At 47.8% G+C, this 26,835-nt stretch carries 26 protein-coding genes; 24 read left to right on the forward strand and 2 right to left on the reverse strand.

Annotation, left to right across the window (positions count from 1 at the left end):
• Positions 1 to 474 precede the first annotated feature (474 nt).
• The 21 genes from HMPREF1493_RS07040 (at position 475) to HMPREF1493_RS05795 (ending at position 20,752) form a co-directional block, all read left to right on the forward strand.
• Complete coding sequence (locus HMPREF1493_RS07040) at positions 475 to 612, forward strand: hypothetical protein (RefSeq protein WP_156921402.1); 138 nt, start codon at positions 475 to 477, stop codon at positions 610 to 612.
• Positions 613 to 664: 52 nt separating this feature from the next.
• Positions 665 to 832 (forward strand): CD1871A family CXXC motif-containing protein, encoded by a 168-nt coding sequence (locus HMPREF1493_RS07090; RefSeq protein WP_198013762.1) that lies wholly within the window; start codon positions 665 to 667, stop codon positions 830 to 832.
• A gap of 79 nt (positions 833 to 911) precedes the next feature.
• Positions 912 to 1,802 (forward strand): 4Fe-4S binding protein, encoded by an 891-nt coding sequence (locus tag HMPREF1493_RS05705; protein WP_232215520.1) that lies wholly within the window; start codon positions 912 to 914, stop codon positions 1,800 to 1,802.
• Between the two features lie 59 nt (positions 1,803 to 1,861).
• Positions 1,862 to 2,500, forward strand: a complete 639-nt coding sequence (locus HMPREF1493_RS05710; protein WP_035428550.1) for a TlpA family protein disulfide reductase — start codon at positions 1,862 to 1,864, stop codon at positions 2,498 to 2,500.
• Between the two features lie 178 nt (positions 2,501 to 2,678).
• A complete protein-coding gene (locus tag HMPREF1493_RS05715; protein WP_035428552.1) occupies positions 2,679 to 3,359 on the forward strand; it encodes a response regulator transcription factor in 681 nt (226 codons plus the stop codon).
• Positions 3,352 to 4,512 (forward strand): sensor histidine kinase, encoded by a 1,161-nt coding sequence (locus HMPREF1493_RS05720; protein ID WP_035428553.1) that lies wholly within the window; start codon positions 3,352 to 3,354, stop codon positions 4,510 to 4,512. Before HMPREF1493_RS05715 ends, HMPREF1493_RS05720 begins: the two co-directional genes overlap by 8 nt.
• Positions 4,513 to 4,636: 124 nt before the next feature.
• On the forward strand, positions 4,637 to 5,305 hold the full coding sequence (locus HMPREF1493_RS05725; protein WP_035428555.1) for a transaldolase family protein: 669 nt from the start codon (positions 4,637 to 4,639) through the stop codon (positions 5,303 to 5,305).
• A gap of 209 nt (positions 5,306 to 5,514) precedes the next feature.
• On the forward strand, positions 5,515 to 7,551 hold the full coding sequence (locus tag HMPREF1493_RS05730) for a BglG family transcription antiterminator (protein ID WP_035428556.1): 2,037 nt from the start codon (positions 5,515 to 5,517) through the stop codon (positions 7,549 to 7,551).
• 6 nt (positions 7,552 to 7,557) lie between these two features.
• The gene (locus tag HMPREF1493_RS05735; protein ID WP_035428557.1) at positions 7,558 to 7,839 is read left to right on the forward strand and encodes a PTS sugar transporter subunit IIB; all 282 of its coding nucleotides are present in this window, start codon (positions 7,558 to 7,560) and stop codon (positions 7,837 to 7,839) included.
• 4 nt (positions 7,840 to 7,843) lie between these two features.
• The gene (ulaA, locus tag HMPREF1493_RS05740) at positions 7,844 to 9,124 is read left to right on the forward strand and encodes a PTS ascorbate transporter subunit IIC (RefSeq protein ID WP_035428560.1); all 1,281 of its coding nucleotides are present in this window, start codon (positions 7,844 to 7,846) and stop codon (positions 9,122 to 9,124) included.
• A gap of 9 nt (positions 9,125 to 9,133) precedes the next feature.
• Complete coding sequence (locus HMPREF1493_RS05745) at positions 9,134 to 9,862, forward strand: tryptophan synthase subunit alpha (RefSeq protein WP_051485304.1); 729 nt, start codon at positions 9,134 to 9,136, stop codon at positions 9,860 to 9,862.
• Positions 9,863 to 9,940: 78 nt separating this feature from the next.
• Positions 9,941 to 10,561, forward strand: a complete 621-nt coding sequence (locus HMPREF1493_RS05750) for a hypothetical protein (RefSeq protein WP_035428561.1) — start codon at positions 9,941 to 9,943, stop codon at positions 10,559 to 10,561.
• A 175-nt stretch (positions 10,562 to 10,736) separates the two neighbouring features.
• Positions 10,737 to 12,641 carry a molecular chaperone DnaK gene (dnaK, locus tag HMPREF1493_RS05755; protein WP_035428562.1) on the forward strand — a complete coding sequence of 635 codons (1,905 nt, stop codon included), beginning with the start codon at positions 10,737 to 10,739 and terminating at the stop codon, positions 12,639 to 12,641.
• 117 nt (positions 12,642 to 12,758) lie between these two features.
• Positions 12,759 to 13,625, forward strand: coding sequence for a nucleotide exchange factor GrpE (gene grpE / locus HMPREF1493_RS05760; RefSeq protein ID WP_051485308.1), 867 nt, complete (start codon positions 12,759 to 12,761; stop codon positions 13,623 to 13,625).
• Between the two features lie 32 nt (positions 13,626 to 13,657).
• Positions 13,658 to 14,590: a DnaJ C-terminal domain-containing protein gene (locus tag HMPREF1493_RS05765; protein WP_035428564.1), complete on the forward strand. Its 933-nt coding sequence runs from the start codon at positions 13,658 to 13,660 to the stop codon at positions 14,588 to 14,590.
• On the forward strand, positions 14,590 to 15,060 hold the full coding sequence (locus HMPREF1493_RS05770) for a heat shock protein transcriptional repressor HspR (protein WP_035428565.1): 471 nt from the start codon (positions 14,590 to 14,592) through the stop codon (positions 15,058 to 15,060). Before HMPREF1493_RS05765 ends, HMPREF1493_RS05770 begins: the two co-directional genes overlap by 1 nt.
• A 192-nt stretch (positions 15,061 to 15,252) precedes the next feature.
• Positions 15,253 to 16,887, forward strand: coding sequence for an ABC transporter ATP-binding protein (locus HMPREF1493_RS05775; protein WP_035428567.1), 1,635 nt, complete (start codon positions 15,253 to 15,255; stop codon positions 16,885 to 16,887).
• Positions 16,888 to 16,952: 65 nt separating this feature from the next.
• Positions 16,953 to 17,294 (forward strand): hypothetical protein, encoded by a 342-nt coding sequence (locus tag HMPREF1493_RS05780; protein WP_035428568.1) that lies wholly within the window; start codon positions 16,953 to 16,955, stop codon positions 17,292 to 17,294.
• Positions 17,278 to 17,724 (forward strand): PIN domain-containing protein, encoded by a 447-nt coding sequence (locus tag HMPREF1493_RS05785; RefSeq protein WP_035428569.1) that lies wholly within the window; start codon positions 17,278 to 17,280, stop codon positions 17,722 to 17,724. The genes HMPREF1493_RS05780 and HMPREF1493_RS05785 overlap by 17 nt, the downstream gene beginning before the upstream one ends.
• Before the next feature lie 190 nt (positions 17,725 to 17,914).
• Positions 17,915 to 20,497, forward strand: a complete 2,583-nt coding sequence (gene clpB / locus HMPREF1493_RS05790; RefSeq protein ID WP_035428573.1) for an ATP-dependent chaperone ClpB — start codon at positions 17,915 to 17,917, stop codon at positions 20,495 to 20,497.
• A 12-nt stretch (positions 20,498 to 20,509) separates the two neighbouring features.
• Positions 20,510 to 20,752, forward strand: coding sequence for a hypothetical protein (locus HMPREF1493_RS05795; RefSeq protein ID WP_156921403.1), 243 nt, complete (start codon positions 20,510 to 20,512; stop codon positions 20,750 to 20,752).
• A 501-nt stretch (positions 20,753 to 21,253) separates the two neighbouring features.
• On the opposite strand, the gene HMPREF1493_RS05800 is transcribed toward HMPREF1493_RS05795, so the two are convergent.
• Both HMPREF1493_RS05800 and HMPREF1493_RS05805 read right to left on the reverse strand, forming a co-directional pair.
• Positions 21,254 to 21,817 (reverse strand): hypothetical protein, encoded by a 564-nt coding sequence (locus HMPREF1493_RS05800; protein ID WP_051485310.1) that lies wholly within the window; start codon positions 21,815 to 21,817, stop codon positions 21,254 to 21,256.
• A 131-nt stretch (positions 21,818 to 21,948) separates the two neighbouring features.
• Entirely contained in the window at positions 21,949 to 22,788 is an 840-nt protein-coding gene (locus HMPREF1493_RS05805) for an MBL fold metallo-hydrolase (protein WP_035428576.1), read from the reverse strand.
• 69 nt (positions 22,789 to 22,857) lie between these two features.
• On the opposite strand from HMPREF1493_RS05805, the gene tilS reads away from it, so the two are divergent.
• From tilS to HMPREF1493_RS05820, 3 genes are all read left to right on the forward strand, one after another.
• On the forward strand, positions 22,858 to 24,453 hold the full coding sequence (tilS, locus tag HMPREF1493_RS05810) for a tRNA lysidine(34) synthetase TilS (RefSeq protein ID WP_232215522.1): 1,596 nt from the start codon (positions 22,858 to 22,860) through the stop codon (positions 24,451 to 24,453).
• Positions 24,453 to 25,001 carry a hypoxanthine phosphoribosyltransferase gene (hpt, locus tag HMPREF1493_RS05815; protein WP_035428577.1) on the forward strand — a complete coding sequence of 183 codons (549 nt, stop codon included), beginning with the start codon at positions 24,453 to 24,455 and terminating at the stop codon, positions 24,999 to 25,001. Before tilS ends, hpt begins: the two co-directional genes overlap by 1 nt.
• 218 nt (positions 25,002 to 25,219) lie before the next feature.
• Positions 25,220 to 26,404 (forward strand): pyridoxal phosphate-dependent aminotransferase, encoded by a 1,185-nt coding sequence (locus HMPREF1493_RS05820; protein WP_035428579.1) that lies wholly within the window; start codon positions 25,220 to 25,222, stop codon positions 26,402 to 26,404.
• Positions 26,405 to 26,835 lie beyond the last annotated feature (431 nt).

Genomic DNA, 26,835 nt, shown 5'->3' on the forward strand with positions numbered 1-26,835 from the left:
CAAAATAGCGCAGCTTTGGTAGGTTCTGCCGAAGAATCGACATGTTCCTAATCAAGAGAGCCGGGCAGCTAGGCGGCCGCACTACCCGGTATGCATCTCTATGCATAAACTTAACCTAATATGCTTAAACATGAATAGACTTATATAAGAAATTTAACTATCGATAAATTCTGTATCTACGGAACACACTTAAGTCGGATATTCTGCTCAGATGGGGGCATATTACACACCTAATGACGATAATCTGCATGCTTTAGCTATTTTCAGCGTCATGTATACGTCTTTTTGACAGATTATCCGACTTTGGTGTGTTTCCCAAATCCGAAATTTGCCTCGCGAGGCGATGGCGAGAAGATCCGATTTTCTTGCATGCCGTATACCTGCGGTTTTATGTGATTGCATATTTTATAAGTTCGGATATGTATATAAAAAGTTTCATGGCATCTTTTGGATCGAACTTGAGCCACATTCAAGATGTATTTAAGGTTCATTGCCATTGCCATTGCCATTGCCATTGGCATTGCCATTGGCATTGCCATGATATTCGTAGAAATTCAAAAGATATTTGAGCAGCTGTTTGTAACCCTTTCCGGAAAATTTAAATCAGCTTAACAGCGATTTAACACCCCTTCTGTTGTACTAGAGCCAGGAGAAGGGAGTATCTATGAAATCAAAGCAAGCTTGTGGTTGGAGCTGCCGCCTACGTGTCCTGCCTATTCTATTTTTGCTATTAGGATGTGCATTTGTAGTCTATGGCGCTTCTCGCGGAGAGGTTAGTGCTGTATTGGGAAAAGCGGTACGAATCTGCCTTGAGTGTGTAGGTATTGGTTAGGTGACCTGCAGTGAAAGTCTTCTCAGGGATAAAATTTCTTGGAAAGAAAGTGCGAGAATTTATCACTAAAAGAGGTTTCGTGCAGGCATGCGCAACCTTTCTAACCAACCCTCACCTAACAAATTTTGCTAAGGGAACTATCTATACTGGTCCTGCAAAGTCAGTCTGTGTCCCTGGACTTAACTGCTATTCTTGCCCAGCAGCTACGGGAGCTTGCCCTATTGGAGCATTTCAGGCAGTAGTTGGATCTTCTAAATTCAGCTTCTCGTATTACATTACGGGTTTTTTGATTCTCATTGGAACTTTGCTAGGCAGGTTTGTCTGCGGATTTCTTTGCCCATTTGGCTGGGTACAAGATCTTCTCCACAAGATTCCATTCCCAAAAAAATTTAGCACTAAAAAGCTCAAAGCCTTGCGCTATTTGAAGTACGTCATATTAATTGTGCTTGTCTGGGCTCTACCAGCTTTGATTCAAAATGCCGTAGGAATGGGAGAGCCTTATTTCTGTAAGTATGTTTGTCCACAGGGAATTCTCGAGGGAGCAATTCCGCTTTCTTTAGCAGATATCAGCATTAGGGCAGCTCTGGGCACACTTTTTACGATGAAGTTCAGCATTCTGGCAACTGTCGTACTGTTGAGCATCATGTTTTATCGTCCTTTTTGCAAATGGATTTGCCCGCTCGGGGCTTTTTATTCGCTGTTCAATCGCATCTCAATTTTGCAGTATCGAGTTGACGAGAAGACCTGTGTAAGCTGCGGAAAGTGTGCGCGTACATGCAAGATGGACGTAGATATTACGAAGAATAACGCAGCTCTTGAGTGCATTCGTTGCGGAGAGTGTATAAAGGTATGTCCTGTTCATGCGATTGATGCAAAGCTCCTGTTAATCAACAAGAAAATTGAGCAGTCGGAAAAGGTTGCCACAGCAAAGCAATTGGCTGATCTACAGGCGACAAGCTCAATAAAGTAAGTGTCATAAAACGTGTATAGCTACGTTTCGTACGTAGAAAAGACAGAAAGGACTATGAAATGAAAAAATTTGTAACAAAATCCCTGACGTATGTCGCTGGCCTACTTATGGCAGTTGCGCTTGTTGGATGCAGCATTGGTGGTACTGGCAACACAGGCACAACAACCGCTCCAACTGCCGAGCAGCAGAATTCTGCTGCAGTTCCACCTGAGGCAGCATCAAAACTGCACCTCAAAGACGGCGATACCTTCCCAGATTTCAAGGCAACAGATATCACTACTGGCGCTACCTATGACAACACCGTATTTGGACAGAATAAGGTCACTGTTCTGACCTTCTGGTTCAATGGCTGTACTGGCTGCATTCAGGAGATGCCAATGCTTCAAGAACTTGCTGATACCTATAAGGACAAAGGTGTCAATGTCTTGGGTGTTAACGCCGAAGCCGCATACACGGACGACGCTAAGAAGGAGGCCGTGAATATTCTCCAGAAGCAGGGCGTTACCTACGGAAACGTCGCTCTTGATCCTCACAGCGATGGCGGTCACGTTATCGAAGGCCTCACAGCGTTCCCAACCACTATGGTTATTGACCAGAACGGTAGACTTGTGGGCGATCCAATTACCGGTGGCTCCAGCAAGCTTCAAGGCAGCGAACTTCAAAAGCGCGTTGACCAGGCTCTTGCTCAGTCAAAGTAGGTTATAGAAACTTACATACCACTCACGGCACACGGCGAGAAGAACTTCTCGCCGTAGGGTTCAATCGGTTAGCATTTGAAGTGTTGTATGAAGTACGCCTGGACTAAGTCATTTGAGCTTGGTCCAGGCGCACTCTAATACTTGCAAATAGCATCAAGCTGCATTTGAAAGGGAAGAATTGAAAATCCTTGTAGTGGAAGATGAAAAAGAGCTTCTTGTCTCTATTGGAGAGGGGCTTGAGCTGGACGGTTATTACGTTGATCTTGTCGACAACGGCACTCAGGCTCTTGAAATGGCTCAGCTTGAGCAATATGACCTGATTCTACTTGACCTTAACCTTCCTGGTATCGATGGACTTGATTTGCTGCGTACACTACGAGCGGAGCACTCAGAGACTAAGGTGCTGATTCTTTCTGCGCGTTCATCGGTGTCTGATCGCATTGTTGGATTAGACGCGGGTGCTGATGACTACCTTATAAAACCCTTTGCGTTTGGTGAGCTCGAGGCCCGTATTAGGACGCTCTTGCGCCGCGAATATACGCATGGAGAAGCGTCTTTGACGCTGGGAGAACTTCGGTTTGACACTACGGCTCGACAAGTTTTTGTTGGAGACGCGCAGATTAATTTCACCAAGAAAGAACTTGCAATTCTAGAGTATCTGATGCGACATGCTGGAGCGGTTGTGAGCAGTGAAGAGCTCATGACTCATGCGTGGGATAGCAACGTGGACTTATTCAGTAATTCTGTGCGTGTTCACATTTTTTCGGTACGAAAAAAGTTACGAGAAGCTCTTGGATATGACCCAATTTCTAACAAAGTAGGAGAAGGTTATTGCTTTAAGAGGGACAGCGATGACTAAGATACGTGAAATAATCCCAAAGCCAATGCGCTCGATACGTGCCCAACTCACCCTTCTTATGGTGGGCTTATTGGTGTGCTGTTGCGTTGTTTTGACCTGGCTTGTGTATCGCTCGACTTCTGAGCTGCTGGAACTAGCTGCAGCCAACGCCATCAATCAGGGAGCTCTTTCTATCGTTTTGGATGTAGATGCTATCGAACGCTCTATTTTGTTTGACGCGCTGGGTATCTTGCTTGTTGTGATCGCTGCGGGAAGCTGTGTAGCTTATTTTTTAATAGGCCACTATACCAATCCAGTTCAACAACTCTCTGCTCACATGAAAGAAATTAGCCCAAATACCTTGTCTGATTCCATTGAAATTGAGGGCGGTGGAGAAGAGATTCAAGAGCTGGTTAAGTCATTTAATCAGATGACTGAGCAATTAGATGAAGCATTTGCAATGCAGAGGCGCTTCTCGGCAAGCGCAGCTCACGAGCTCAGAACGCCAATTACCGTACTGCGGACCAAGCTGGATGTTTTTAAGAAAAAGAAACGCGAACAACATGAATATGACGAGCTTGTAACTACGATGGAGACATACATTGACCGCCTATCTTCCATCATCACTGACCTTTTGGAATTTGCGGAGACATCTGAGCTAGGAGAGGTTGAGGACGTTTCTCTTGAATCAGTAGTTAAAACGGTCGTGGATGATCTTGAATCGGTTGCCCAAAATAATATGGTAAACGTGCAGGTTAACACGCAGATTGATGCACATTCTGATACACAATCTGAGGCACAGACCTTTATCGTTAAAGGAAATACCAATCTGCTATACCGAGCTCTTTACAACCTGGTTGAAAATGCCATTCGCTATAACCATAAAGAGGGGTCAGTCAACATTGCCCTGGAGATTGAGGGCCAGGAGTGTCTTGTTACAATTGCCGATACAGGAGTAGGCATAGCACCTGAACAAAGAGAGCTTGTATTTGAGCCGTTCTACAGGGTGAATAAGTCACGATCCAGAGAGTTTGGCGGTGCGGGTATTGGTCTCTCGCTGGTTAAAACTATCTTAAAGCGACATGGAGCTTCCATAACAGTCTCTGAAAACAACCCTCAGGGTTCTGTATTTACAATCAGAATTCCACTGGTTAATTCAATAGATTTTGACTAACTTCTACATACTTCATCGGTGCTGCCGTTTGGAGATAAGACGAAATACCAGCTTATGGCGAGAAGTACAACGGCTAAAATAGTTCTTAGCACACAGATGCCCTAGTGATGAAGGGGAGCCACGCATGGAATTTGTTCTGGATACAGCTGATCTTGAGGCAGTTAAGCAGCTTGATGAGCTTTTGACTATTGATGGAGTTACCACTAATCCCGCAATCATCACTAGAAGTGGTAAGCAACCCGAACAGATAATCAAAGAGTTCGTAGAGTATCTGTTGCCTGAGCAAAAGTTCTTTGTGCAGGTTGTTTCAACTGACTATCAGACGATGTTGGAAGAGGCTCGTTATATATGTAGCCTTCGTTCCGAGAATACCTATGTGAAGATTCCTGTTACCCGCAACGGATATAAGGCAATTAAACAGCTCAAGTCCGAGGGCCTCGGTGTTCTGGCAACGGCAATTTATTCTGCGGACGAGGCATTTTTGGCGGCCATGAATGGCGCAGATTACCTGGCTCCTTATGTTAACCGCATGTGTAATTACGGTGACGGCATCGGTCAGGTTTTTGATCTTATGCAGATGCTTGAAACCCACGGACTGAATTCCAAGATTCTTGCTGCATCATTTAAGAATACTGAGCAGGTTCATGCGCTCATCTCTGCTGGCATCGATGCGGTCACCCTTCCACCCGATATTATCTATACCATGATGGATCATCCTGGAACAAAGATTGCTGTTGATGAGTTTTCTGTTGCATGGCGCGAGGCTTATGGTAGGGATACTCTACTGGGATAGGCTTGCTAATAAATATTGGTCCAGAGGAACAAGACCTCGATGAGCAATCATCGAGGTCTTGTTTTTATGATTGAAAGATTAAACTGAGCAGAAAAATAATTAATACTTTGATATATAAGGAGCTTCCCATTTACTTCAAAGTGAATGAATCAAATGATATTTGTTCGGTCTTGAAACAGCATATAACCTAATTATGAGGTGGAAATAAAATGAAAAGTCGAGTGGAAAATTTATTTAATATATTGTGCCGAGAAGCTGACCAGATTTCTGTTGAGAAGTTTGCGACGCAGCACAATGTAACCTCTCGAACTGTTTATAAAGATCTATCAACCTTAAACCAACTTTTGATTTCTCAAGGCCTTACTTCAATTCAAAATGCAAGAGGTATTTTGACCTATGAAGCTCCAGTTGAAATTGAGTTTTCAGAGCTGGTGAAAAAAGACGATATTTTTTATCTTGATCCAGAAATGAGAAGACGAGTTATTCTCAATCTTGTCATCTTACGAGCAAGAGAAATATCAATTTCAGAACTTCAGCATGCTATTGGGGTTTCTAAAAATACAATCCAGAGAGATTTGGATGAAGTTAAAAAGAGTTTCACTGGAAGTTATTTCTGCATAGAGGCTACTCCTTTTAAAGGTGTATCAGTCACAGGCAACGAACTCAAGATAAGAGGCCTTTTTGCTGATAACTTAACAAAAGATTGGCCATATCTAAATGCATTTATAAGTGTGCAGGACAGTGAACGAATCAATCAAATAAAAACTTCAATAGATGAAATATCAAATTGTCTTCAAGTTGAGTATTCGGAAAATGCTCAGCAAAAGTTAATTGCTTACATGCTTGTATCCATTGCAAGATTTAAGGGGAATAAGCTTCTTGGTCTTCCCTGCAACATTGATAAACCGGATTTGCTGGGCAGTCCTGAATACGGTGCAGTAAATAAATGTGTAGATAATTTAAAAGAACTCTATGGTGAAGACATTACAGAGGATGAGCTGTATTTCCTTTCAGCAAAATTTAGAGAATCAACTGTTGTCGGGATGAGTGATTACATCTCCGAAAACTGGATCAGGTTGAGAATTTTAGTTTCTGAATTCATCAACAAAATGGATCAGCTGGTTACACCATCGAATTTTGCCAATGACGAAAAGCTTTTTGAAAGCATACTTAATCACTTAAGACCTGCATACTGGCGTGCTGTAAGTGGAGAAGCAGTATACAATCCACTTTTAGATTATGTAGTAAATGAGTTTGAAGGCTTATATAAAGCGACAGCTGAATCGATTTATATTTTGGAAAAGGGACTTTCAGTCTCCTTTTCTGATGACGAAATTGCATTTCTTACTATGTTCTTCATGGCTTCCCAGGAGAGAACAAAAAGGCCCGTCGAGTTAAGACCTAAGGTGATTGTGGTCTGTCATGCTGGTGTGGCTACATCTGAAATAGTTTCTTCAAGACTAGAGTCCAAATATGAAGTTTCAGTACTGGGAACTTTTGGATTAAATGAAGCACAGAAATGGCTGGAAAATCACAGCATTGATTTTGTCGTCAGCACGTTTCCTTTTACGTATAAGAACGTCAAGGTTGTTGAAGTTTCCCCTCAGCTTGACTTAAGAGATCAAAGAAAAATTGAAAATATTCTCAGAGTGAGCGAAAAAACTATTTCTCCGGATGAAATTATATCCATCGTTTCACAAACAGTAACTCTTAGTAAATCTGACAAAAAAACCTTACAGAAAAAACTCGAAGAGTATTTAGGTTTTTTGCCTAAGCAGGATAAAGAAGAAAGGTATTGCCCAATGCTAGAAGAAGTCCTTACAGAAGATTTAGTTGAAACACATTACTGTGCCAAAGATAGCGACGATGCAGTTAGGGAGGCTGGAAGATTATTAGTAAAGAAAGGTGTTGCAAAGGAAGAGTACATTGAGGCAATGATAGAAAATGTCCGAATCAACGGAACCTATATTGTTATTGCCCCAGGCATCGCAATGCCTCATGCAAGACCAGAAGAAGGTGCTCTAGGTATTGGCTTTTCGCTCATCACTCTTGAGCAGCCAGTAAATTTTGGACACCCAAAGAATGACCCAGTACAACTGGTAGTTGCTCTTTGTGCAATAGATCATCAAACGCATTTAAATGCACTTGCAGATTTGGCAGAGCTTCTAAGCGATGAGGAAAACGTTCAGAAGATATTAAAAGCAGACAAAGCTGCTGAAGTAATCGCAATTACAAGTAGGAGGTAGGTAATTATGATTAAAGTTGTAACAGTGTGTGGTGCTGGGGTAGGCAGTAGCATGATGATGAGGCTATTTACCCAGCAGATTTTAGATGCCGAAGGAATTGACGGAACTGTTGACGCGTCAGATATCGGCTCCGTAGACCCATCTGCATATGATTTAGTTATTACTACATCAGATTTTGCTGATGCTCTGAGGGAAACTTCTGTTCCAATAATTCGCATCGACAACATGATGGATAAGGCATATCTAAAAGATCAGCTAATGCAGCACATTAACCAGATGGAAGGATAGTGTCATGGAGATTTTTCTTTACATCGTCAATCATTATCTAAGCCAATCAGTATTTATCATTGGACTAGTCGTTGTAATCGGAATGATTGCAATGAAGAGACAGTGGAGTCAACTTCTTCCATCTGCGATTAAAGCAATGATTGGCTTTACAATGGTCAATGTTGGAGGACAAACGCTTGGAATGGCGCTTTTGCCCTTGGCAACAATGATTGGAAAAGCTTTTGGAAATGGCTCTGTTCCTACCACTGATATTGGCACTGCTAGCGCTGAATATATGACTGATCTTGGCACGGAGCTCTCTCTTATTTTTGCATTCGGATTTTTGATTAACTTACTTTTGGCAAGATTTACAAAATTCAAGTTTGTTCATCTTTCGGCACATGTAGCATTCTTCTTTGCAGGCCTGATTGCCGCGCTACTTAAGTACAACACACCGCTTGATTTCTGGGGAATTGTTGCTGTCGGCTCAGTACTTCTCGGATGCTATATGACCTTCTCTTGCGCCTATGTTAATCATTGCATTAAGGGTGTTAAGGGTGGAGAAGAGATTACTCTTGCTCATTCAAGCTCTACCGGTCTGCTGATTTCAACATATCTTGCAAAAGCTTTTGGTAACAAAGAGCATGACCTCGAAGAGATCAAAATTCCAAAGCAGTTTGCTTTCCTTCGCGAGATGACTATTGCTCTAACGCTGGTAATGACTTTGCTCTTCCTTTGCGTAAGCATTGTTGCAGATCCTGCATGGGTTATGGAAAACATTTCTGGAGGACAGGACGTCTTGGTATATTCAATTCTTCAGGGCATTAGCTTTGGCATGTGGATTACCGTCATTATTACTGGCGTTCGAATGATGCTTGCAGAGATTATTCCAGCATTTCACGGCATTGCAGATAAGATTATTCCTGGAGCAAAGCCCGGTCTTGATGTTCCTCTGCTGTTCCCAGGTTATCCAACCTGCGTGATTGTTGGATTCCTTTGTAGTCTATTGTCTGGACTTGTAGGCATGGTAATTCTTGCTGCAGTTGGATATCCAATTATTGTTTTCCCAGCGCTTATTCCAACATTCTTTACTGGTGCGGCAACAGCAATTTTTGGTAATGCTCATGGTGGTGCCAGGGGTGCAGTAATTGGCTCACTTGCCAATGGTTTTATCCTTATTTTTGGTCAGGCTCTGCTTCTGCCATTTGTTGGATCTTATGAGCCAATCATGCGTATTCTCTCTGAGACCGACTATTGTGTATATGGCCCACTTCTTGGCTACATTCTTCACGCTCTTCCATTCTAAGGATCTCTAATGCAAAAGTATTCCAGCGGTAATGAGCATAATGAACTAGCAAGGAAACTAGCGCTGTATTTGCCGCTGGGATATCCAAATTGGGAAATGTTCTACCGTGTCCTTCAAGAGATTGAAGGACACGGTATCGGATGTGTTGAGATTGGACTACCGGTAAGCAATCCTTTTATGGATGGAGAGACAATCAAAAAGACGCATGAACTAACATTGCCTACGCTAAATGCTGACGTTGTTCGAGAAGAGCTCATTAAAGTTAGGAATATCTTTTCCTCGCGCATTGTACTCATGACGTATGCAGAGGGATTGGAAAACTTCAAGATTAAAGAACTGCCATATTGGATTTATGACGCGATCCTTTGTGTTGATGGCGTTCAATCTCGTAATGATTACTCAGGAATTGTAAGAATATTCTCTGAATCCACGTCTGATTTAGAGATGGAACAAGCCATCAATGAGTGTACGCATTTTGCATACGTGGTCTCTGCTGCAGGAAAAACAGGAGGAGATTTATCAAGTCAGCATGCATATGTCGAGACAATCAAAAGGCTAAGAAAGTTTTCTGATCTGCCTGCCTTTGTAGGATTTGGAATTAAAGACAATAAGGGTATCAAAGAAGTGCTTTCGAATGGCGCCGATGGAGCTGTGATTGGCTCCGAATTTATCAGACAGATTGATTCAAATAATTTTGCAGATATAACAGAATATTTGAATTCTCTTTGCTTAAGATAAATTAATTTGTAAAAATAGTTATATATTTTGATATTGGAGGTAAGAATATTTCTAATTAAAGATTAGCGAGGCTTATTTATGCAAGATTTTAAACATAACTCTTTAGAAATTTTGAATATTATTGGTGGCATTCTGACCGGGCTAATTTCTATAACAGGACTTTGTTTTTCAATTTATTCTTTTATCGTGAGCAATCAAACACAAGAAAAAATAGCGCAAGTGCCATATCAAAGATACGTAACTATGGCAATAGGCACAGAGGCTAAATATTATTCAAACGACAAAACAAGAGTATTTTTAACTATTGAATTAATTAATACAGGAAATATGAACATTAGTTTTAAGGAACTCCAATTAAGAAAAAAATATGGAGAATCTGCGCCAGGCGATAGATACATTATTCCAAGTACTACATACAACAGTGCGACGGACACTCTAGAGCAAATTACAAGTTTAGATCATATAGTGTTAGCTCCAGGTGAAAGAATTAAATATTGGGTTGAATTAAACGAAGAATACATGGAAATCTTGAGAAAAGGAACAGTTGTATTAATAGATTCGATTAATGGGGAACATATGTGGATGATGCCAATACAGGCCGAAGAAACGCGAGATAGTGCATTAAAAAGAAAAGGTACAATAATCTATGGTCCGCCAGAATATAAAACCTTCGAAATAAAAGTTCCGCGACCAGAATAAAAATCTACTACAAACTGACTTAGATTATGTATATAAGTCAGACATAGGGGTATAAGCAAAACCGTAAAGCAGAAACACGGTATGTGTTTACGGTTAGCTTGTGCCCCTTTTCAGGTCATCTACCTGTGGGGTTTCTCGCCAAACGGAACACGTACATAGGAAAGGATGATTCACAATGGGTAAGATTCTTGGAATTGACCTGGGTACTACAAACTCAGCTATGGCTGTCCTTGAGGGTGGAGAGCCAACTATTATCGTTAACGCAGAGGGAGACCGCACAACTCCTTCCGTCGTCGGCTTCCGTGCTGACGGTGACCGCATTGTTGGTAAGGCAGCAAAGAACCAGGCTGTCACCAATCCTGTAAACACCGTCTTCTCCATCAAGCGTTTCATGGGCCGCAAGTTTGACGAGGTTCAGTCTGAGATTAAGACCGTCCCTTACAAGGTCAAGGCTGGCACCGACGGTCGTGCAGTCGTCGAGATTGACGGCGTTGACTACACTCCAGAGCAGATTAGCGCTATGACCCTTGCAAAGATGAAGGCAGACGCCGAGAAGTACCTTGGTGAGCCTGTAACCGACGCTGTCATCACTGTCCCAGCATACTTTAACGACGCACAGCGTCAGGCAACTAAGGACGCAGGCAAGATTGCTGGCCTCAACGTTCAGCGCATTGTCAACGAGCCAACCGCAGCAGCTCTTGCTTACGGTCTGGACAAGAAGGACCAGGACCACAAGGTTCTTGTCTTCGACCTCGGTGGCGGTACCTTCGACGTCTCCCTGCTTGACCTTGCAGACGGCGTTGTTGAGGTTCTTGCAACCAACGGCGACAACCACCTGGGCGGCGACGACTGGGATCAGCGTGTTATCGACTGGCTTGCAGACAAGTTCAACTCCGATAACAGCATTGACCTCCGTAAGGATCCAATGGCACTTCAGCGCCTCAAGGAGGCTGCAGAGAATGCCAAGAAGGAGCTCTCCAGCGCTCAGCAGGCACAGATTAACCTGCCATTCATCACTGCAGACGCATCTGGTCCTAAGCACCTTGACTACACTCTGACTCGTGCAGAGTTTGAGCGCATCACCCGCGATCTTCTCGACCGCTGCAAGGCTCCTGTAACCAAGGCACTCCAGGACGCAAGCCTTCAGCTCTCCGATGTTAGCGAGGTCATTCTGGTCGGCGGCTCCACTCGTATGCCAGCTGTTCAGGACCTGGTCAAGAGCATGACCGGCAAGCAGCCTAACATGTCCGTCAACCCAGACGAGGTCGTCGCAGACGGCGCAGCTGTTCAGGGCGGCGTTCTTACCGGAGACGTCTCCGGTATCCTGCTGCTGGACGTAACCCCACTGTCCCTGGGCGTTGAGACTCTTGGTGGCGTTGTTGACAAGGTCATCGACCGCAACACCACCATTCCAACTTCCAGCACAAAGGTTTACTCCACCGCAGCTGACAACCAGACTTCCGTTGAGATTCACGTCCTCCAGGGCGAGCGCGAGATGGCTTCTGACAACAAGAGCCTTGGTAAGTTCAACCTTACTGGCATTCCTGCTGCTCAGCGCGGTATCCCTCAGATTGAGGTTACCTTTGACATCGACGCAAACGGCATCTTGAAGGTTACCGCTAAGGACAAGGCAACCGACAAGTCCCAGGAGATCACCATTTCTGGCTCCACCGCTCTGTCCGACGATGAAGTTGACCGCATGGTCAAGGACGCAGAGTCCCACGCTGAGGAAGACAAGAAGCGCAAGGACGAGATCGAGGTTCGTAACCAGGTAGACTCCCTGGCATACAGCACCGAGCAGACCGTCAAAGACCTTGGCGATAAGGTTCCTGAGGATCAGAAGAAGGCTGTTGAAGAGGCTGTTGCTGAGGCTAAGACCGCACTTGATGGCACCGATATTGAGGCAATCAAGAAGGCTGGCGAGAAGCTCACTGAGGTTGGCCAGAAGCTCGCAGAGATTGTCTACGCAGACGCTCAGGCTCAGACCGCTGGCAACAATGGCGCAGCAAGCAACCCTTCTGAGCCAGATGTTGTTGATGCAGACTACGAGGTTGTCGACGACGATAAGAACCAGAACTAATCTGAGTTTCTCGGCATATGCGCTTGGGTAACTTGGTGCAGCAGCTGGTAGACAATGTGATATGACTCGGAGGCGGCTGGCGGAAACGTTTGGCCGCCTTCTACACATAGGGAGGTGATGGCAGTGACAACAGAAAATCAGAACAAGGTTGACACTACCTTTGATAACGAGAATAACGGTGATGAAACCGTAGGTGCCGTTGGCGTTGTGGGGGATGGTTCCGCAAGTCAGACGCTTGATGGCAACGCGACCGCTGCCAACGGAGCAGATGGTGCAGCTGGCGCAGGCCGTCCGATGACCGAAGAAGAGATGATTGCTGAGGCAATTCGTCGTGGAGAAGAGACGGCTGAGGCAGAGATTGCTGCCGACGCTCAGCGCGCAGCTCAGGAACGTGACCGTTTGCAGAACGAGCTGGACTCGGTCTCTGATCAGATTGAGGCAGCTAAGCAGCAGGCAGCTGAGGCAAATGACCGCTTCTTGCGCCTGCAGGCTGATTGGGATAACTACCGTCGTCGTACCGCTCAGGAGCGCCTTGATGAGCGCCAGCGCGCAACAGAGAAGCTGGTAGTTGACCTTCTCCCCGTTATTGATGACCTGGAGCGCGCAATTGAGCACGCGGACAACCTGACCGACCCTGCAGCTCAGCAGTTTGTTGAGGGCGTCTCCGCGGTGTGCAATAAGCTTGTGGGCGTCTTGAACAAAGAGGGTGTTGAGGTAGTCAACCCTGTGGGCGAGGCTTTTGATCCTCTATCTCACCAGGCAGTGAGCCAGATTGAGGATACCCAGGCGTATGATGAAACCGTTGCTCAGGTGTACCAAAAGGGTTATCGCATGGGAGGCAAGGACATTCGTACTGCAATGGTTGTTGTTACTCACGGCGGCCCAAAGCGCCCAGCTGAGTCAGAGGCTGCTGACGGCGCTGAGGCAGACTCCGCAGACGGCGCTGCCGCAAATGGCGCAACTTCGAACGGTGTAGCTGAGTAAGGCAGAGTAGTTTAGAGAGGAGGCCGTGCTGAATGGCAGGTAGTAAGACTTTTTATGATGTTCTTGGCGTGAAGCGCGACGCCTCGAAGTCTGATATTCAAAAAGCGTTTAGAAAACTTGCAGCTAAATACCACCCTGATAGGGGTGGCGATGAAGCCAAGTTCAAGGAAATCTCGGAAGCGTACAACACGCTCTCTGACGATAAGAAACGCCAGGAATATGACCAGATGCTCGCATTTGGCGGCATTCCTGGAGGTGGATTTGGTGGTCGCCAGGGCGGCTTCACCTATACCACCAACGTAAACGGCGCCAATTTTGCCGATTTCTTTAACGGCTTTGGTGGTGGTGCAGGCGCAGGAGCCAACGGCTTTGACTTTGCCGACATCTTTGGTGGGCGAGCAAACCGTCCAGTTGCAGGCAGCGATCTGACTATGTCCGTAAACGTATCGTTTGACGAGGCATTTAAGGGCACTTCTCGCAAGGCAACATATCGCGTGCCTTCAACTGGTGAGGAGCAATCGCTGACCATCAAAGTGCCAGCCGGCGCTTACGATGGCATGAAGCTGCGCTACAAGAAGCACGGTGAGTACGGCGTTAACGGCGGCCCACGAGGCAACCTTGTGGTTACCATTAACGTTGCAGCTCATCCGGTCTTCTCGCGAGATGGCGCTGACGTGCGCATGAAGCTGCCAGTGAGCATTTACGAGGCAGCTTTGGGTACTTCGGTTGACGTGCCAACTCCTGACGGAACTACGGTGCGACTCAAGGTTCCCGCAGGTACACAGAGTGGAAAGACGTTCAGGTTCAAGAACTTGGGTGCTCCTCGCGTAAAGGATCCTGCGACTCGCGGCGCGCTGTATGTTTCGGTGGACGTTAAAGTTCCAACAAAACTTTCCAAGAAGGAGCGAGACGCTCTTCAGGCGCTGCTTGACGCCGACGAGCGCAGCTACCGAGAGGAGCGGTAATGGCTCGAAAGAAGGATGACGGTCGTAACAAGCCGCTCTACATGATTAGCGTTGCGGCCGAACTCACGGGCATGCATCCGCAGACGCTTCGTGTGTACGAGCAGAAGGGCCTGATTAACCCCGGCCGTTCCAGGGGCAACACACGCCTGTATTCTCGCGCGGACATTGACCGTCTTAATCTTGTCTCAAAGCTGACGGACGAGGGCATCAACCTTGCTGGTGTTGTGCGCATTTTGGACATGCGTGAACGAGCTCTCGAGAAGGACGATCTAATTGATGAGCTGCGTGAACGCATTCGCGTGCTTGAGGATGAGCTCCATGAGTACCACATGCGCGAGCGCATCACCTCGCTTGTTCGTTATAGCGAGACCAGCCCAGAGATGGTAATGCAGCGTCTGCTTGGTATGCCAAGCTCCACTCCTTCTGACGCTAACGCTGAGGGTAACCCGACGCAGCCAAAGGAATCGTAAGACGACGAGGCAAGTGCTACTAGTAAATGACCAGCTCTCTGCGAGTAAACACGGGGAGCTGGTTTTTTGTTTGGTTACCATTTACCGAATACCGAATACCGAATACCGAATACCGAATACCGAATACCGAATACCGAATACCACATGCAGTCATAACCTTTTTAAAACGAAATCTCTTTTAAGGGAGATGGCATGCTTAAATACCTTTACACTCAACAAAAGAGCAAACTAATATTCTTTGTAGTCTTCTCTCTTTTAAGTAGTTTGTTTGAAATTGCACTTTCATTTGTAATGCTTCAATCCGTTAATCTTGCCATGGATGGCAATTTGTCGGACGCATTGAATGATGGACTCTGGTTTGGCCTCTATATATTCTGCTATTTTATTGTCGACTTAATTTGCAGGCGTTTGCGCTGGTCAGTTATACAGGGCTGTCAAACGCATCTGCGTGATGAGCTGATAAAAAAGATATTCAATCGCTCAATTCCTGAGTTTCACTCATTCAATACAAGTCATTGGCTCTCAATCCTTACTAACGACCTTGATTTACTTGAGGAAACATATTTCCGCGTCTTTATTGATCTCTTGATAGATGTCTTCTCTGGCGTAGTAAGCCTAATAATCTTGCTGTTTATTTCACCGTGGCTCGTACTGTTCATTTTGTGCATGATTGCTGTTCAGATGTTTGTTCCTAATACAATGTCTGGAATTATTTCTAATAAACGAAAAGCACAATCTGAGTCAGCTGAGTATTTTATTGCTACAGCCAATGAGCACCTTGAAGGGTTTGATCTGCTTAGAAGCTTTCATCTAACAGAGGCCTCACGGGTTGCCATGAGCAGTGCGAATCATGCTTGGGAGAAGCAGAAATTTGGCGCTCGGTACTTTAGTTCTTTAGCTCGCTTACTTTCATTTACTGTGGGTCAAATTATTTACATTGGAATTTATTTTATTGGCGCCATTCTTACTCTTAATGGATTAATGACAGTAGGAATGATGGTTGCGGCATCTCAGCTTGTTGTCTACATAGCAAATCCTATTCAAAACATAAGTGATTCAATTACTGATATGAGAAGCGCAAAAGAGATAATTACTAAAATACAAACGCTTCTTAATGAAGCTCCAGCTACAGAAAGTGGGGCAAAAAATACCCCTGAGCGTTTTGCAAATCTAACGGTCAATCACGTTTCGTATGGCTATGACAAGGACAAATTAGTTTTATCGGATATTAGTTTTAATTTGGAACGTGGCGGAAAGTATCTACTAGAAGGAAGTTCGGGAAGTGGAAAGACAACACTAATCAAGCTGCTAACAGATGCTCTGAGCCCAGATAACGGAGACATTTGTTTGGATGGCGTGCCAATCAAGCAATTCAAAAGTGAGCAATATGCTCGATTTATAATTCCTTGCTCTCAGCAAACGTTTATTTTTAATGCAACTATCAGGGATAACGTAACGTTGTTTTGCCATGACTTTACTGATGAAGAAATTATTGACGCTATTACGAAATCGGGCTTTTCTGAGATTCTCACCAGGTATCCAGACGGAATTGATCATGTGATTGATCAAGCCGGAAGCAGTCTTTCTGGTGGAGAACGACAGAGGCTTGCTCTTGCACGAATCTTTTTGTTTAAGCCACAAATTGTGATTTATGACGAGAGCTTTGCTCATTTGGATGCCGACTCAGTTCAGAGCCTCATTGATTTGATCTTAAAAGACGAAGAAAGAACCGTTGTAATGACGTCCCATCAAGTAACCTCGGAAATAAGAGAGCGCTTCCACTCTCTTGTTCTAAAAGATGGAAACATTCAGTCAGAATCCGTTTAGCTTTTTGCTTCTTGACCTAGTTGTAATACGTGAATACAATGATATAATTAGGTAAAGGAGTGGCCATGGACAGCATTGTAACTGCTCGTATTCCTGTTGAAGTCAAAAATCAGGTTTCCGAGATTCTTGAATCGCTTGGGTCAAACACCACCCAGCTGATTAATGCAGCCTTTGAATATGTGCTGGTGACAGGCAGACTTCCTGATGCTCATGAAAGCGCTTCGTTGGAATCTTCTGCTAAAGGGTCTTCTCGCCAATTGAGCGAGAAGGACAAAGAGAAGCTCTCGGCACTCTTTGGAAAGATTTCCGTCCCCGCGCCAGCATCATTTTGGAATGATTTGGGCGACAGTACCTACAAAGAGGCAATCAGCGAGTGGAGGTCAAGTGACTATGAAGCTCTTGATTGATACTAACGTTTTGCTGGACGTCTTTTTGTGTAGAGAACAGTTTGTTGCTGATGCAAAAAAGCTTTTCATAATGAAGCAGTTTAGGGACGCTGAGTTGTGGATAGCAGCCCAGTCATACACAGATCTCTACTATGTGGGCGCTAAGGCTCACGGCTCTGCTCATATGCAAGAAATCCTAAAAGAAGTATCTCCGCTGCTTAACGTATGTTCTATTGATGGTGCAGACATTTCGTATGCATTGTCTGAGCAGTGGGAAGACTTTGAAGACTGCCTTATTTGGCGTGCTGCTAAGAAGATAAAGGCAGATTATATCGTCACAAGAAACACGGCAGATTTTGTTCGCTCGGATATACCAGCGCTTACACCTGCCCAGTTTTTCTCGACAATAGAAGCTGAACAAAATCTTACCTATGAAGAGGCTGAATTTTAGAAGCAATAAGGCGCGGAATAGGGCTGCCAAAGCTCAAAGCTGGGTAACGCAAAAGCTCAGCATAGAGCGATAAGAAAATCTACTACAAACACACTTAGATATGTATTAAAAGTCGTGCTTGGGGGTATATAGAATCCGATGAAGATTCAGTCCCCGGCACGATTTTTGTTTGGGGTAGGAGGGTGATTTTATGAGACTAGATAAATGGGCCGTAACCGCCCAGGAAGCACTGCAGGCAGCTCTTGGTATTGCTGGTGATGTAGAGGCTTCCGAGGTTGCACCAACGCACCTGCTTAAGGCGCTGCTGGACAGCAATGAGCGCAACCTGCGTTCTATCTTGGAGAAGATTGGCGCAGATCCTGATGCCATTGCTGCGCAGGTAGACCAGGCAATCTCTAAGGCTCCAAAGGTAAGCGGAGCACAGATTGGCATTGGCAACGACCTTCTCAAGGTTATCAACGAGGCCGAGAAACTTGCCACTAAGCTGGGAGATTCCTACGTTACCTCCGAGCATCTGCTCACTGCGCTTGCAAACGACAACACTGACGCAGGTAGGATTCTTCGCGACGCTGGCGTTACCGCTAAGCGCGTGGAGGAGGTCTACAACGAGCTTCGTGGCGATGAGCGCGTGACCTCTCAGGATGCAAAGCCGCAGTTTGAGGCCTTGGAGCAGTACGGTCGCAACGTGACCGACCTTGCTCGCCAGGGAAAGCTTGATCCAGTTATTGGTCGCGTCGAAGAGATTCGCCGTACCATTCAGGTGCTGAGCCGACGCACCAAGAACAACCCTGTTCTTATCGGTGAACCTGGTGTTGGTAAGACCGCAATTGTGGAAGGCCTGGCAGAGCGCATTGTTTCTGGCGACGTTCCAAGTACCTTGCGCGACAAAGAGCTTGTTGAGCTTGACATGTCTGCCCTGGTAGCAGGCGCAAAATATCGTGGTGAGTTTGAGGACCGCTTGAAGAGTGTGGTAAAAGAGGTGGCCAAGTCTAACGGCCAGATTATCCTCTTCATCGACGAGCTTCATACCATCGTAGGCGCTGGCGCTTCCGAGGGATCCATGGACGCTGGCAACATCTTGAAGCCAGCGCTTGCCCGTGGTGAGCTCCGTGCAATTGGCGCTACTACGCTGGATGAATACCGCAAGTACATCGAGAAGGACGCTGCTCTTGCGCGTCGTTTCCAGACCGTACTTGTCTCTGAGCCTTCTGTTGAAGACACCATTTCTATTCTGCGTGGCCTTAAGGAGAAGTACGAGCAGCACCACCGCGTCCGTATTACGGACTCCGCCCTGGTCGCAGCAGCAGATCTCTCTAATCGCTACATCTCTGACCGATTCTTGCCAGATAAGGCAATTGACCTGGTAGATGAGGCGGCATCAAGGCTTCGCATGGAGCTTGATTCCATGCCAGCAGAAATTGATGCGGTTGATCGTCAACTTACTCAGATGCAGATTGAGGAGCAGGCTCTGATGAAGGAGGAGGACGCTGCTTCAAAGGAGCGCCTGGAAAACCTCCGTGCAGAGATTGCTACGACACAGGAAAAGCTTGATGGCATGAAGGCCAACTGGCAGAATGAGCGCGGGGCAATTGACCTGGTACAGGACTTGAAGTCCCAGATTGAGGACGCAAAGACGCAGATGGAGCGCGTGACCCGTGAGGGTGATTTGGCGCAGGCATCCGAGCTTCGTTACAGCACCATTCCAGAGCTTGAGCGTAAATACGATGAGGCAGAAAAAGCCCTTCTCGCCAAGCAGGAAGACGGCGGAATCCTCAAGGAAGAGGTCACCACAGACGAGATTGCCGAGGTAGTTTCTTCGTGGACCGGCGTTCCTGTTTCCAAGATGATGCAGGGCGAGATGGACAAGCTCAAGAACCTTGAGGACCAGCTTCACCTGCGTGTTATTGGTCAGGACGACGCTGTTTCCGCAGTTGCTGCAGCAGTCCGTCGTTCTCGTGCAGGCCTGGCAGATCCAAACAAGCCTCTGGGCAGCTTCTTCTTCCTGGGACCAACCGGCGTAGGTAAGACCGAGCTGGCAAAGGCCCTGGCAGAGCTGCTGTTTGACGACGAGCGTTCGCTGATCCGCATTGATATGTCTGAGTACATGGAGAAGTTCTCGGTCCAGCGTCTCATTGGCGCGCCTCCAGGATACGTAGGCTATGACGAGGGTGGCCAGCTCACCGAGGCAGTTCGTAGGCATCCATACTCCGTCATCTTGCTGGACGAGATGGAGAAGGCTCATCCTGACGTCTTCAACATTTTGCTGCAGGTTCTGGACGACGGCCGCCTGACCGACGGTCAAGGTAGGGTAGTGAGCTTCAAGAACACCATCATTATCATGACCAGTAACGTTGGTTCGCAGTTCATTGCTGGTGCCGGCGCAGAGGGCTTCAACGAGGAGTCCAGAAAGCAGGTTATGGAGGCGCTGCGTAGCTCCTTCCGTCCTGAGTTCTTGAACCGTATCGATGACGTGGTAATCTTCCAGCCTCTGGGTCTTGAGGACATTGAGCACATTGTGGACATTCAGCTCAAGGATGTTCGTAGCAGACTTGCTAACGAGCGCATGACGCTGGAGCTTTCCGAGGCGGCAAAGCAGTCGCTGGCTCTTGACGGTCTGGATCCTGTTTACGGCGCTCGTCCTCTGAAGCGACTGATTCAGCGTCGCGTTGTAGACCAGGTGGCAAACCTGATTATTGCAGGTGAGCTGCATGAGGGCGATACTGTTCTGGTTGATACTGACGAGAACGGCAACTTGGTTGCTCGCAAGAAGTAAGTGAGGCTGCGCATGTGTGACGAGACAAAGAGGGCCGAGAAGCTCGAAGCACAGGCTACCGTAACGGTTGCCGCGAAGGCTGCCCCGCAGGTCGCGCCGCAGGGCGCAACGCGCAAAAGCGATGATTCCAAGAAAGCGCAGGTTGTTGACTCTGAGTTCGCACGCGCAGAAAACGAGGACGATGATGGCTACGACCCGTATTCCGATCGTCGTCCCGTGAGCGAGCCGCTCTTTGAGCGCGATCCTTGGAGCTAGACGGGGTTTCTCGCCAGGCGGGTACAAGCGCGCGGGTTTCTCGTCACACGCTGAGCTCTATGAACAAAGCCGCTGGTGCATGACGTATCAGCGGCTTTTTGCGTGCGGTTCAACGGTTAGTTCATGATTGCGAGCCTGAAAAGTGCGCCATGTCTGAGCAAATTTACTCAGACATGGTGAGAAAAACCGGCAAATAGCTCAGACTTGGTACACTTTTCCGGCAAATCATTCAGACATGGCGAGAAAATCAGGCTCCATGTGAGCGTCAATGGAGCCGTCAGAAAAACGCTTCAAAGTCCGCCTGAAAAGTGCAAAGAATCTGTGTTTGGGACACAGATTCTTTGATGAAATCAGGCAAATCCACAGTTTCTTTTACATTTTTAGGCAAAAGTTACAGATTCTTTTATGAAATCAGGCGCGCACTGGACGGCTCAGCTGTCGGCACATCGCGCGACTTCGTGACTTTGCGGTTACCGCTAGCGAACCGCGCGGCTTTGCAGTTTAGCGAATCGCAACGCCCCAGTTGGTAGACATCCAGGTCCAGAGGAAATAGAAAACTGCGGCAATGATGGCCAAAACGATGATGGCGGCAATCAGCGAACCCGCATTTGAACGGCGCTCTTTCCTGACAAAAATGTCGCGCTGGCCCTTAGGAACCTGCAGGTATTGGCCGTAGTGAACGTCTTTGCGAAGGTGAGCAATCTCGTTCTTTGGCTTGCGCCAACCCTTCTTCGCGTAAGCGCCCTTGCTGGATTCAAAGCCAGTAGCTTGGTTCTCTGGAATCTCGAGTTTCTCACCCGGCATCGTAAAGTCGCTGATAGGCTCCACTGTTTTGTGATGACGGTGCTGGCGAACGTACGGCTGCTTCGCAGCGCCTTCGCCTTCGTACTCGGAAGCTTCAGATGTCGAGAAGTGCTGTGCACCAGTTGCGTGAAGCTCGGCTCCATCAGCTGGCTGGGCTTCCCGCTCAAAAGCTTCAGCGTATTCAAACTCCTGCTGAGCGTCAGAACGAGGGTCTTGATCCGCAGGTGAAACGTTATTTTCAAGGTTGTTCGAGGTGTCCACGATGGTCCTTTTGTCGTAGTCTCGCAAAACATTGATATAAAACATGATACCGCAGCTCGTGTAATCCTGCACAGTTTTGCTTGGATATTTAGACGGCAGCCTGCGTGGGAAGGCGGCACACAAACGCGCAGCTACAGCGACATCGGCCAATCTTGGCTGGCAACGCAGACGGCAAGGGAACCGTCGGGAGTCTGCGCCTCGGTAAACGCATCGTTGAGAGGTTGCGCGCCAACTGCTTCTGCAAGTGTTCTCACGGCGACGCTTGGACGGTTATTCTCGTGAGAGAGATGCATGCCAACCACACAACGCGTATTTGGGCCTACGAGCTGTGACAACGCCTGCGCGGTGTACTCGTTTGACAGGTGGCCGGAGTCTCCGTGGACGCGTTGCTTGAGCACGTACGGATAAGGGCCTGTGAGCAGCATTTGCTCATTATGGTTGGACTCGATAGCAAGAATGCGCACGTCGGAAAGATATTCGAGAGCCTCAGGCGTGAGAATACCTGTGTCGGTGCAATAGCCCACGGAGTCCACGATGCGTCTATCAGGACCAGCGAGATAATCAAAGCGCATGCCCATAGGCTCGCAAACATCGTGCGAGGTGGGGAAGGTGCTTACCTCAATGTCTGGAGCGGCATCAATATGGACAGAACCTGCCTGGTCAACAAGGGTAAAGGTGACGTTGGAACAGGGCTTTCTTGAAAGTACGGCAGCAGTTCCTGTTGTAGCGAATACGGGAACATCAAAAGTTTTACTGACTACCGAAAGACCCGAGACGTGGTCGGTGTGCTCGTGCGTAATAAAGATAGCTACGAGCTCGGACAGGTTAACGTTCAGTTCTTTAGACCGACGCAGAATTTCTTTTCTAGAGATTCCGCAATCAATCATAATGAGACCATCAGGCGTTTCTAGCAGGCTGCAGTTGCCCTTTGATCCGCTCGCAAGAATATGTAGGCGAAACGTGGGATTCATGAATTTCTTTCTACTGAGTAACTTTCGGGTATAACTGTAACAAACACACCGGACAGAAATTGGTGCTAAGTGCCATCCGTACACGCATACTTCAACAAAAAGAACACTCTCGTCGCAAAAGACCAGGCAGAAGGCTCGCGCCGAGGCCAGGTCGCCGCGCCCGTTATCCTTATGGTCTCGGGCGGAGCCGACTCGATGGCGCTGCTTCACATGGCGGTAACGGAGCCGCTTGATCTTGGCGACGGCGCAGGACTTTCGCGCATTGCAAAAGAGCGCTTGCATGTGTTGCACGTAAACCACCTGCTTCGCGGCGAAGATGCGGACGCTGACCAGCACTTTGTTCAAGAGACTTGCGACTCGCTAGGCGTTCCCTGCACCGCGTTGCGCGTGGACGTGGCAAAGTTTGCGCAGGAGCGTGATGGCAACGTGGAAGATGTTGGTCGTCGGGTGCGGTATGACGCCGCGCGAGAACTCGCTCAAAAACTATGTACTGAGCAGGGGATTTCTCGTCAGAAGGCAAAGATTTTGACGGCGCACACGGCGGACGACCGCGCGGAGACGTTCATGATGAACGTGATGCACGGGTCCGGCATGAGCGGCCTGGCGTCGATTCCTAGGCATCGCGGGCTGATTTATCGTCCGTTGCTCGACTACACGCATGACCAGCTCAAAGACTGGCTGAAGGCTCGCGGCCTGGACTGGCACGAGGATGCTACCAACACCGACACCCACTATCTACGTGCGTATATGCGCCACAACGTGCTTCCGCTTCTTAAGGCGAGAAACCCGATGTTGGTGCAAACGGTGTGCAAAATTGCAGATTTGATGACTGACGAAGACGATTATCTTGAGGCGAAGGCCGCTCGCAAGCTGAGGCAGATTACGCTGCGCAAGAGTGAGTTTTCACTGGTACTTGACGCGTTGAAGCTGAGCTCTACTGACATGGTGATTGCCCGCCGCGTGGTAAGGATTGTGGCTCGGCAACTAATCCCTGAGGCCTGGCTAGAGTTCAGGCACGTAGATGCCGTGCTTGAAGCGGTTGCTGCGGGAGTTGGCGTGGCTAACTTGCCGCAAAACCTTGAAGCGCGCGTTCGTTTGGGCACCGTGACATTCTCGTTCACGGGTGCCGCGGGGAGCGCGAGCGCTGCGGCTGCGGTCGCGGCCAGCGGTGAACCCGCAGCTGCGTCGCCTGCTGCAGCAACGTTTGGCGAGCACCTTGCGGTCCCGGGAACACTGGAGTTGGCAGACGGCCGAGTGCTTTCGGCGCGCATTCTCCCTGTGGAGCACGGCTTTGACGTCGTGTCCTATGCAACCGCGCATAGCCAGGAATGGTTGGGCGAGTCGGTTCTTCTCGACGCACGCGCCTGCGGGGTAGATCCGGTTCATGGCGGCAGCCTGTGGGTCTCGGGACCCGAGGCTGGAGACACCATGCAGCCCCTGGGCATGCATGGGCAGTCAAAAAAGATCTCTGACCTGCTGGGCGAGGCGGGCGTACCCGTTGAATCCAGGAGTATGATGCCTATTGTGCGCACAAATATTCGTGGATATGTGGTGTGGGTTGCGGGAATTCGTCCCGATGAACGAGTAAAATGTACGCAAGATACAAAACAGCTGCTAGAATTGAACATCTATTCTGGTCATAAGCCATTTGAGAGGAGCCAGTAATGGCGGAGCTTCACCCTGATATTGAAGAGATTCTGCTTGACGAACAGGACATCAAGGACATCGTCAAGAAGGTGGGTGCGGAGATTACGCGTGACTACGCGGACAAGAACCCCCTGGTCATTGCTGTTCTTCGCGGAGCTGTTGTATTCATGGCCGACATCATGCGCGCCATTGAGTGCCCACTCTCCATCGATTTTATGGCTGTTTCCAGCTACGGCGACGGTGTTAAGAGCTCTGGCGTCGTGCGTATTGTAAAAGACCTTGATACCAAGATTGAGGGTCGTCACGTCATCATCGTTGAGGACGTCCTGGACTCCGGTCTAACCCTCTCTTACCTGGTCCGCATGCTCCAGTCTCGTAACCCCGCTTCCATTGAGATTGCCGCTTTCCTAGTCAAGGACATTGAGGGCAAGCGTCCAGCTATTGATCCTCGTTACGTAGGCACTCACGTACCCGACAAGTTTGTTGTTGGTTACGGCCTGGACTATGCAGAGCGCTACCGCAACCTGCCATTTGTTGGCGTTCTGAAGCCTTGCGTGTACGAATAGGCTGAGGCCGGCCGGTCTGCTTCAAAAATTTGCCGCAAGACCGTGCAATAGATACAAATTTGTTAAAACTTTTAAAGTTGGGCGAGAAGATCGATCTTCTCGCCCAATATGCTATCTATCAAAGGTTGTGTGAGGCCAGATGCGCGGCGGCGTTATCCCCACCTCCACCCAACGTTTTACCAGGTAGGCACTGTAGGCTTCGAGAGAATTGAGAAACCATGGTCAATCAGACAAGTCTTGCATACGGATCAGAAAAGTCTGCAATCCGTGAGATTGCAGGTTATGCGATGCAGCGTCGTGCTGAGATTGGCGCTCAGAATGTGTTTGATTTCTCGATTGGCAACCCTTCCGTGCCTGCTCCTGAGTCTGTTCGTACCTCTATCGAGGCCGCCATGCAGCTGCCTCCTCAGCAGGTCCACAGCTACACGCCTGCAATCGGCATTCCCCAGGCCAGAGAGGCAATTGCCGCGTCGCTCCGACGTCGCTTTGGAGATCACGCAGCTCAGGCAGACGATCTCATCTTGACCTGTGGAGCTGCAGCTTCCGTTTCTATGGCACTCAATTCCATTGTTTCCCCAGGTGAAGAGGTTATTGTTATTGCTCCATACTTCCCGGAGTACCGCGTGTGGATTGACCACGCTCAGGCTACCTGCGTTGAAGTTTTGGCTGACGAGAAAACCTTCCAGATTGACATTGACGCCGTTTGTGCAGCTCTTACGCCTAAGACTCGCGCGGTGATTGTCAACTCGCCAAACAACCCTGTTGGCGCTGTGTACACCAGAGAAAACTTGGACGCGTTTGCCAATATGCTCCGTAAACGCTCCGCTGAGCTGGGTACAGACATCTACGTCATCTCCGATGAGCCTTACCGCGAGATTGTTTTTGGCGATATTGAGGTCCCTTGGGTCCCCGATGTCTACGAGCGCACTATTGTGTGCTATTCCTACTCCAAGTCCCTCTCGCTTCCTGGCGAGCGTATTGGTTGGGTGCTGGTACCTGCGTCTAATCCAGAGCAGAAGGAGATTTACGCAGCTTGTGCGGGTGCCGCTCGACTGTTGGGCTTTGTATGCGCGCCAGCCCTTTTCCAGCGCGTTATTATCGACTGCGTTGATGAGCCGGCAGATGTTGAGGCCTATGCAAAGAATCGAGAAGTTCTAACCGAGGGCCTAACCAAGCTTGGTTACGAGTACATCCAGCCTGATGGCGCATTCTACCTGTGGGTTCGTGCTCCTGGTGGGAACGCTCAGGCGTTCTGCGATGTGGCAAAGCAGTTTGAGCTGCTCCCTGTTCCATCTGATTCGTTCGGCTGCCCAGGCTGGCTGCGCGTGAGCTACTGCGTTGCGTACCAAACCTGCGTGGACTCGCTTGCTGCCTGGGAAAAGGCTCTTGCTGCAATGAAATAAGCGCCGCGGGAGACACAACAGCCCAACGGCGAGAAGATCACCGGGCAAGAAGACCGCCCGTCAACGGCGAGAAAATCAATCGACCACAAACGACAAAGTGAACTGCCTCCCATTTCTTGGACATAAGAAATGGGAGGCAGTTCATATGCGGGTAATTATGATTCTGCAGCGTGTTAGCGTCGGCTTTTAGTCCTGGCGCACAAAATAGCGCAGCTTTGGTAGGTCTCGCTGAAGAATCGACATGTTTCTAATCAAGATAGCCAGGCAGCCAGGCGGTCACACTACCTGATATGCATATCTATGCATAAACTTCATCTAATATGCTTAAACATGAATAGACTTATATAAGAAATTTAACTATAGATGAATTCTGTATCTACGGAACACACCTAAGTCAGATATTCTGCTCAAATGCGGGCATATTACACACC

The sequence above is a fragment of the Atopobium sp. ICM42b genome (assembly GCA_000564995.1).
Lineage (GTDB): Bacteria > Actinomycetota > Coriobacteriia > Coriobacteriales > Atopobiaceae > Lancefieldella.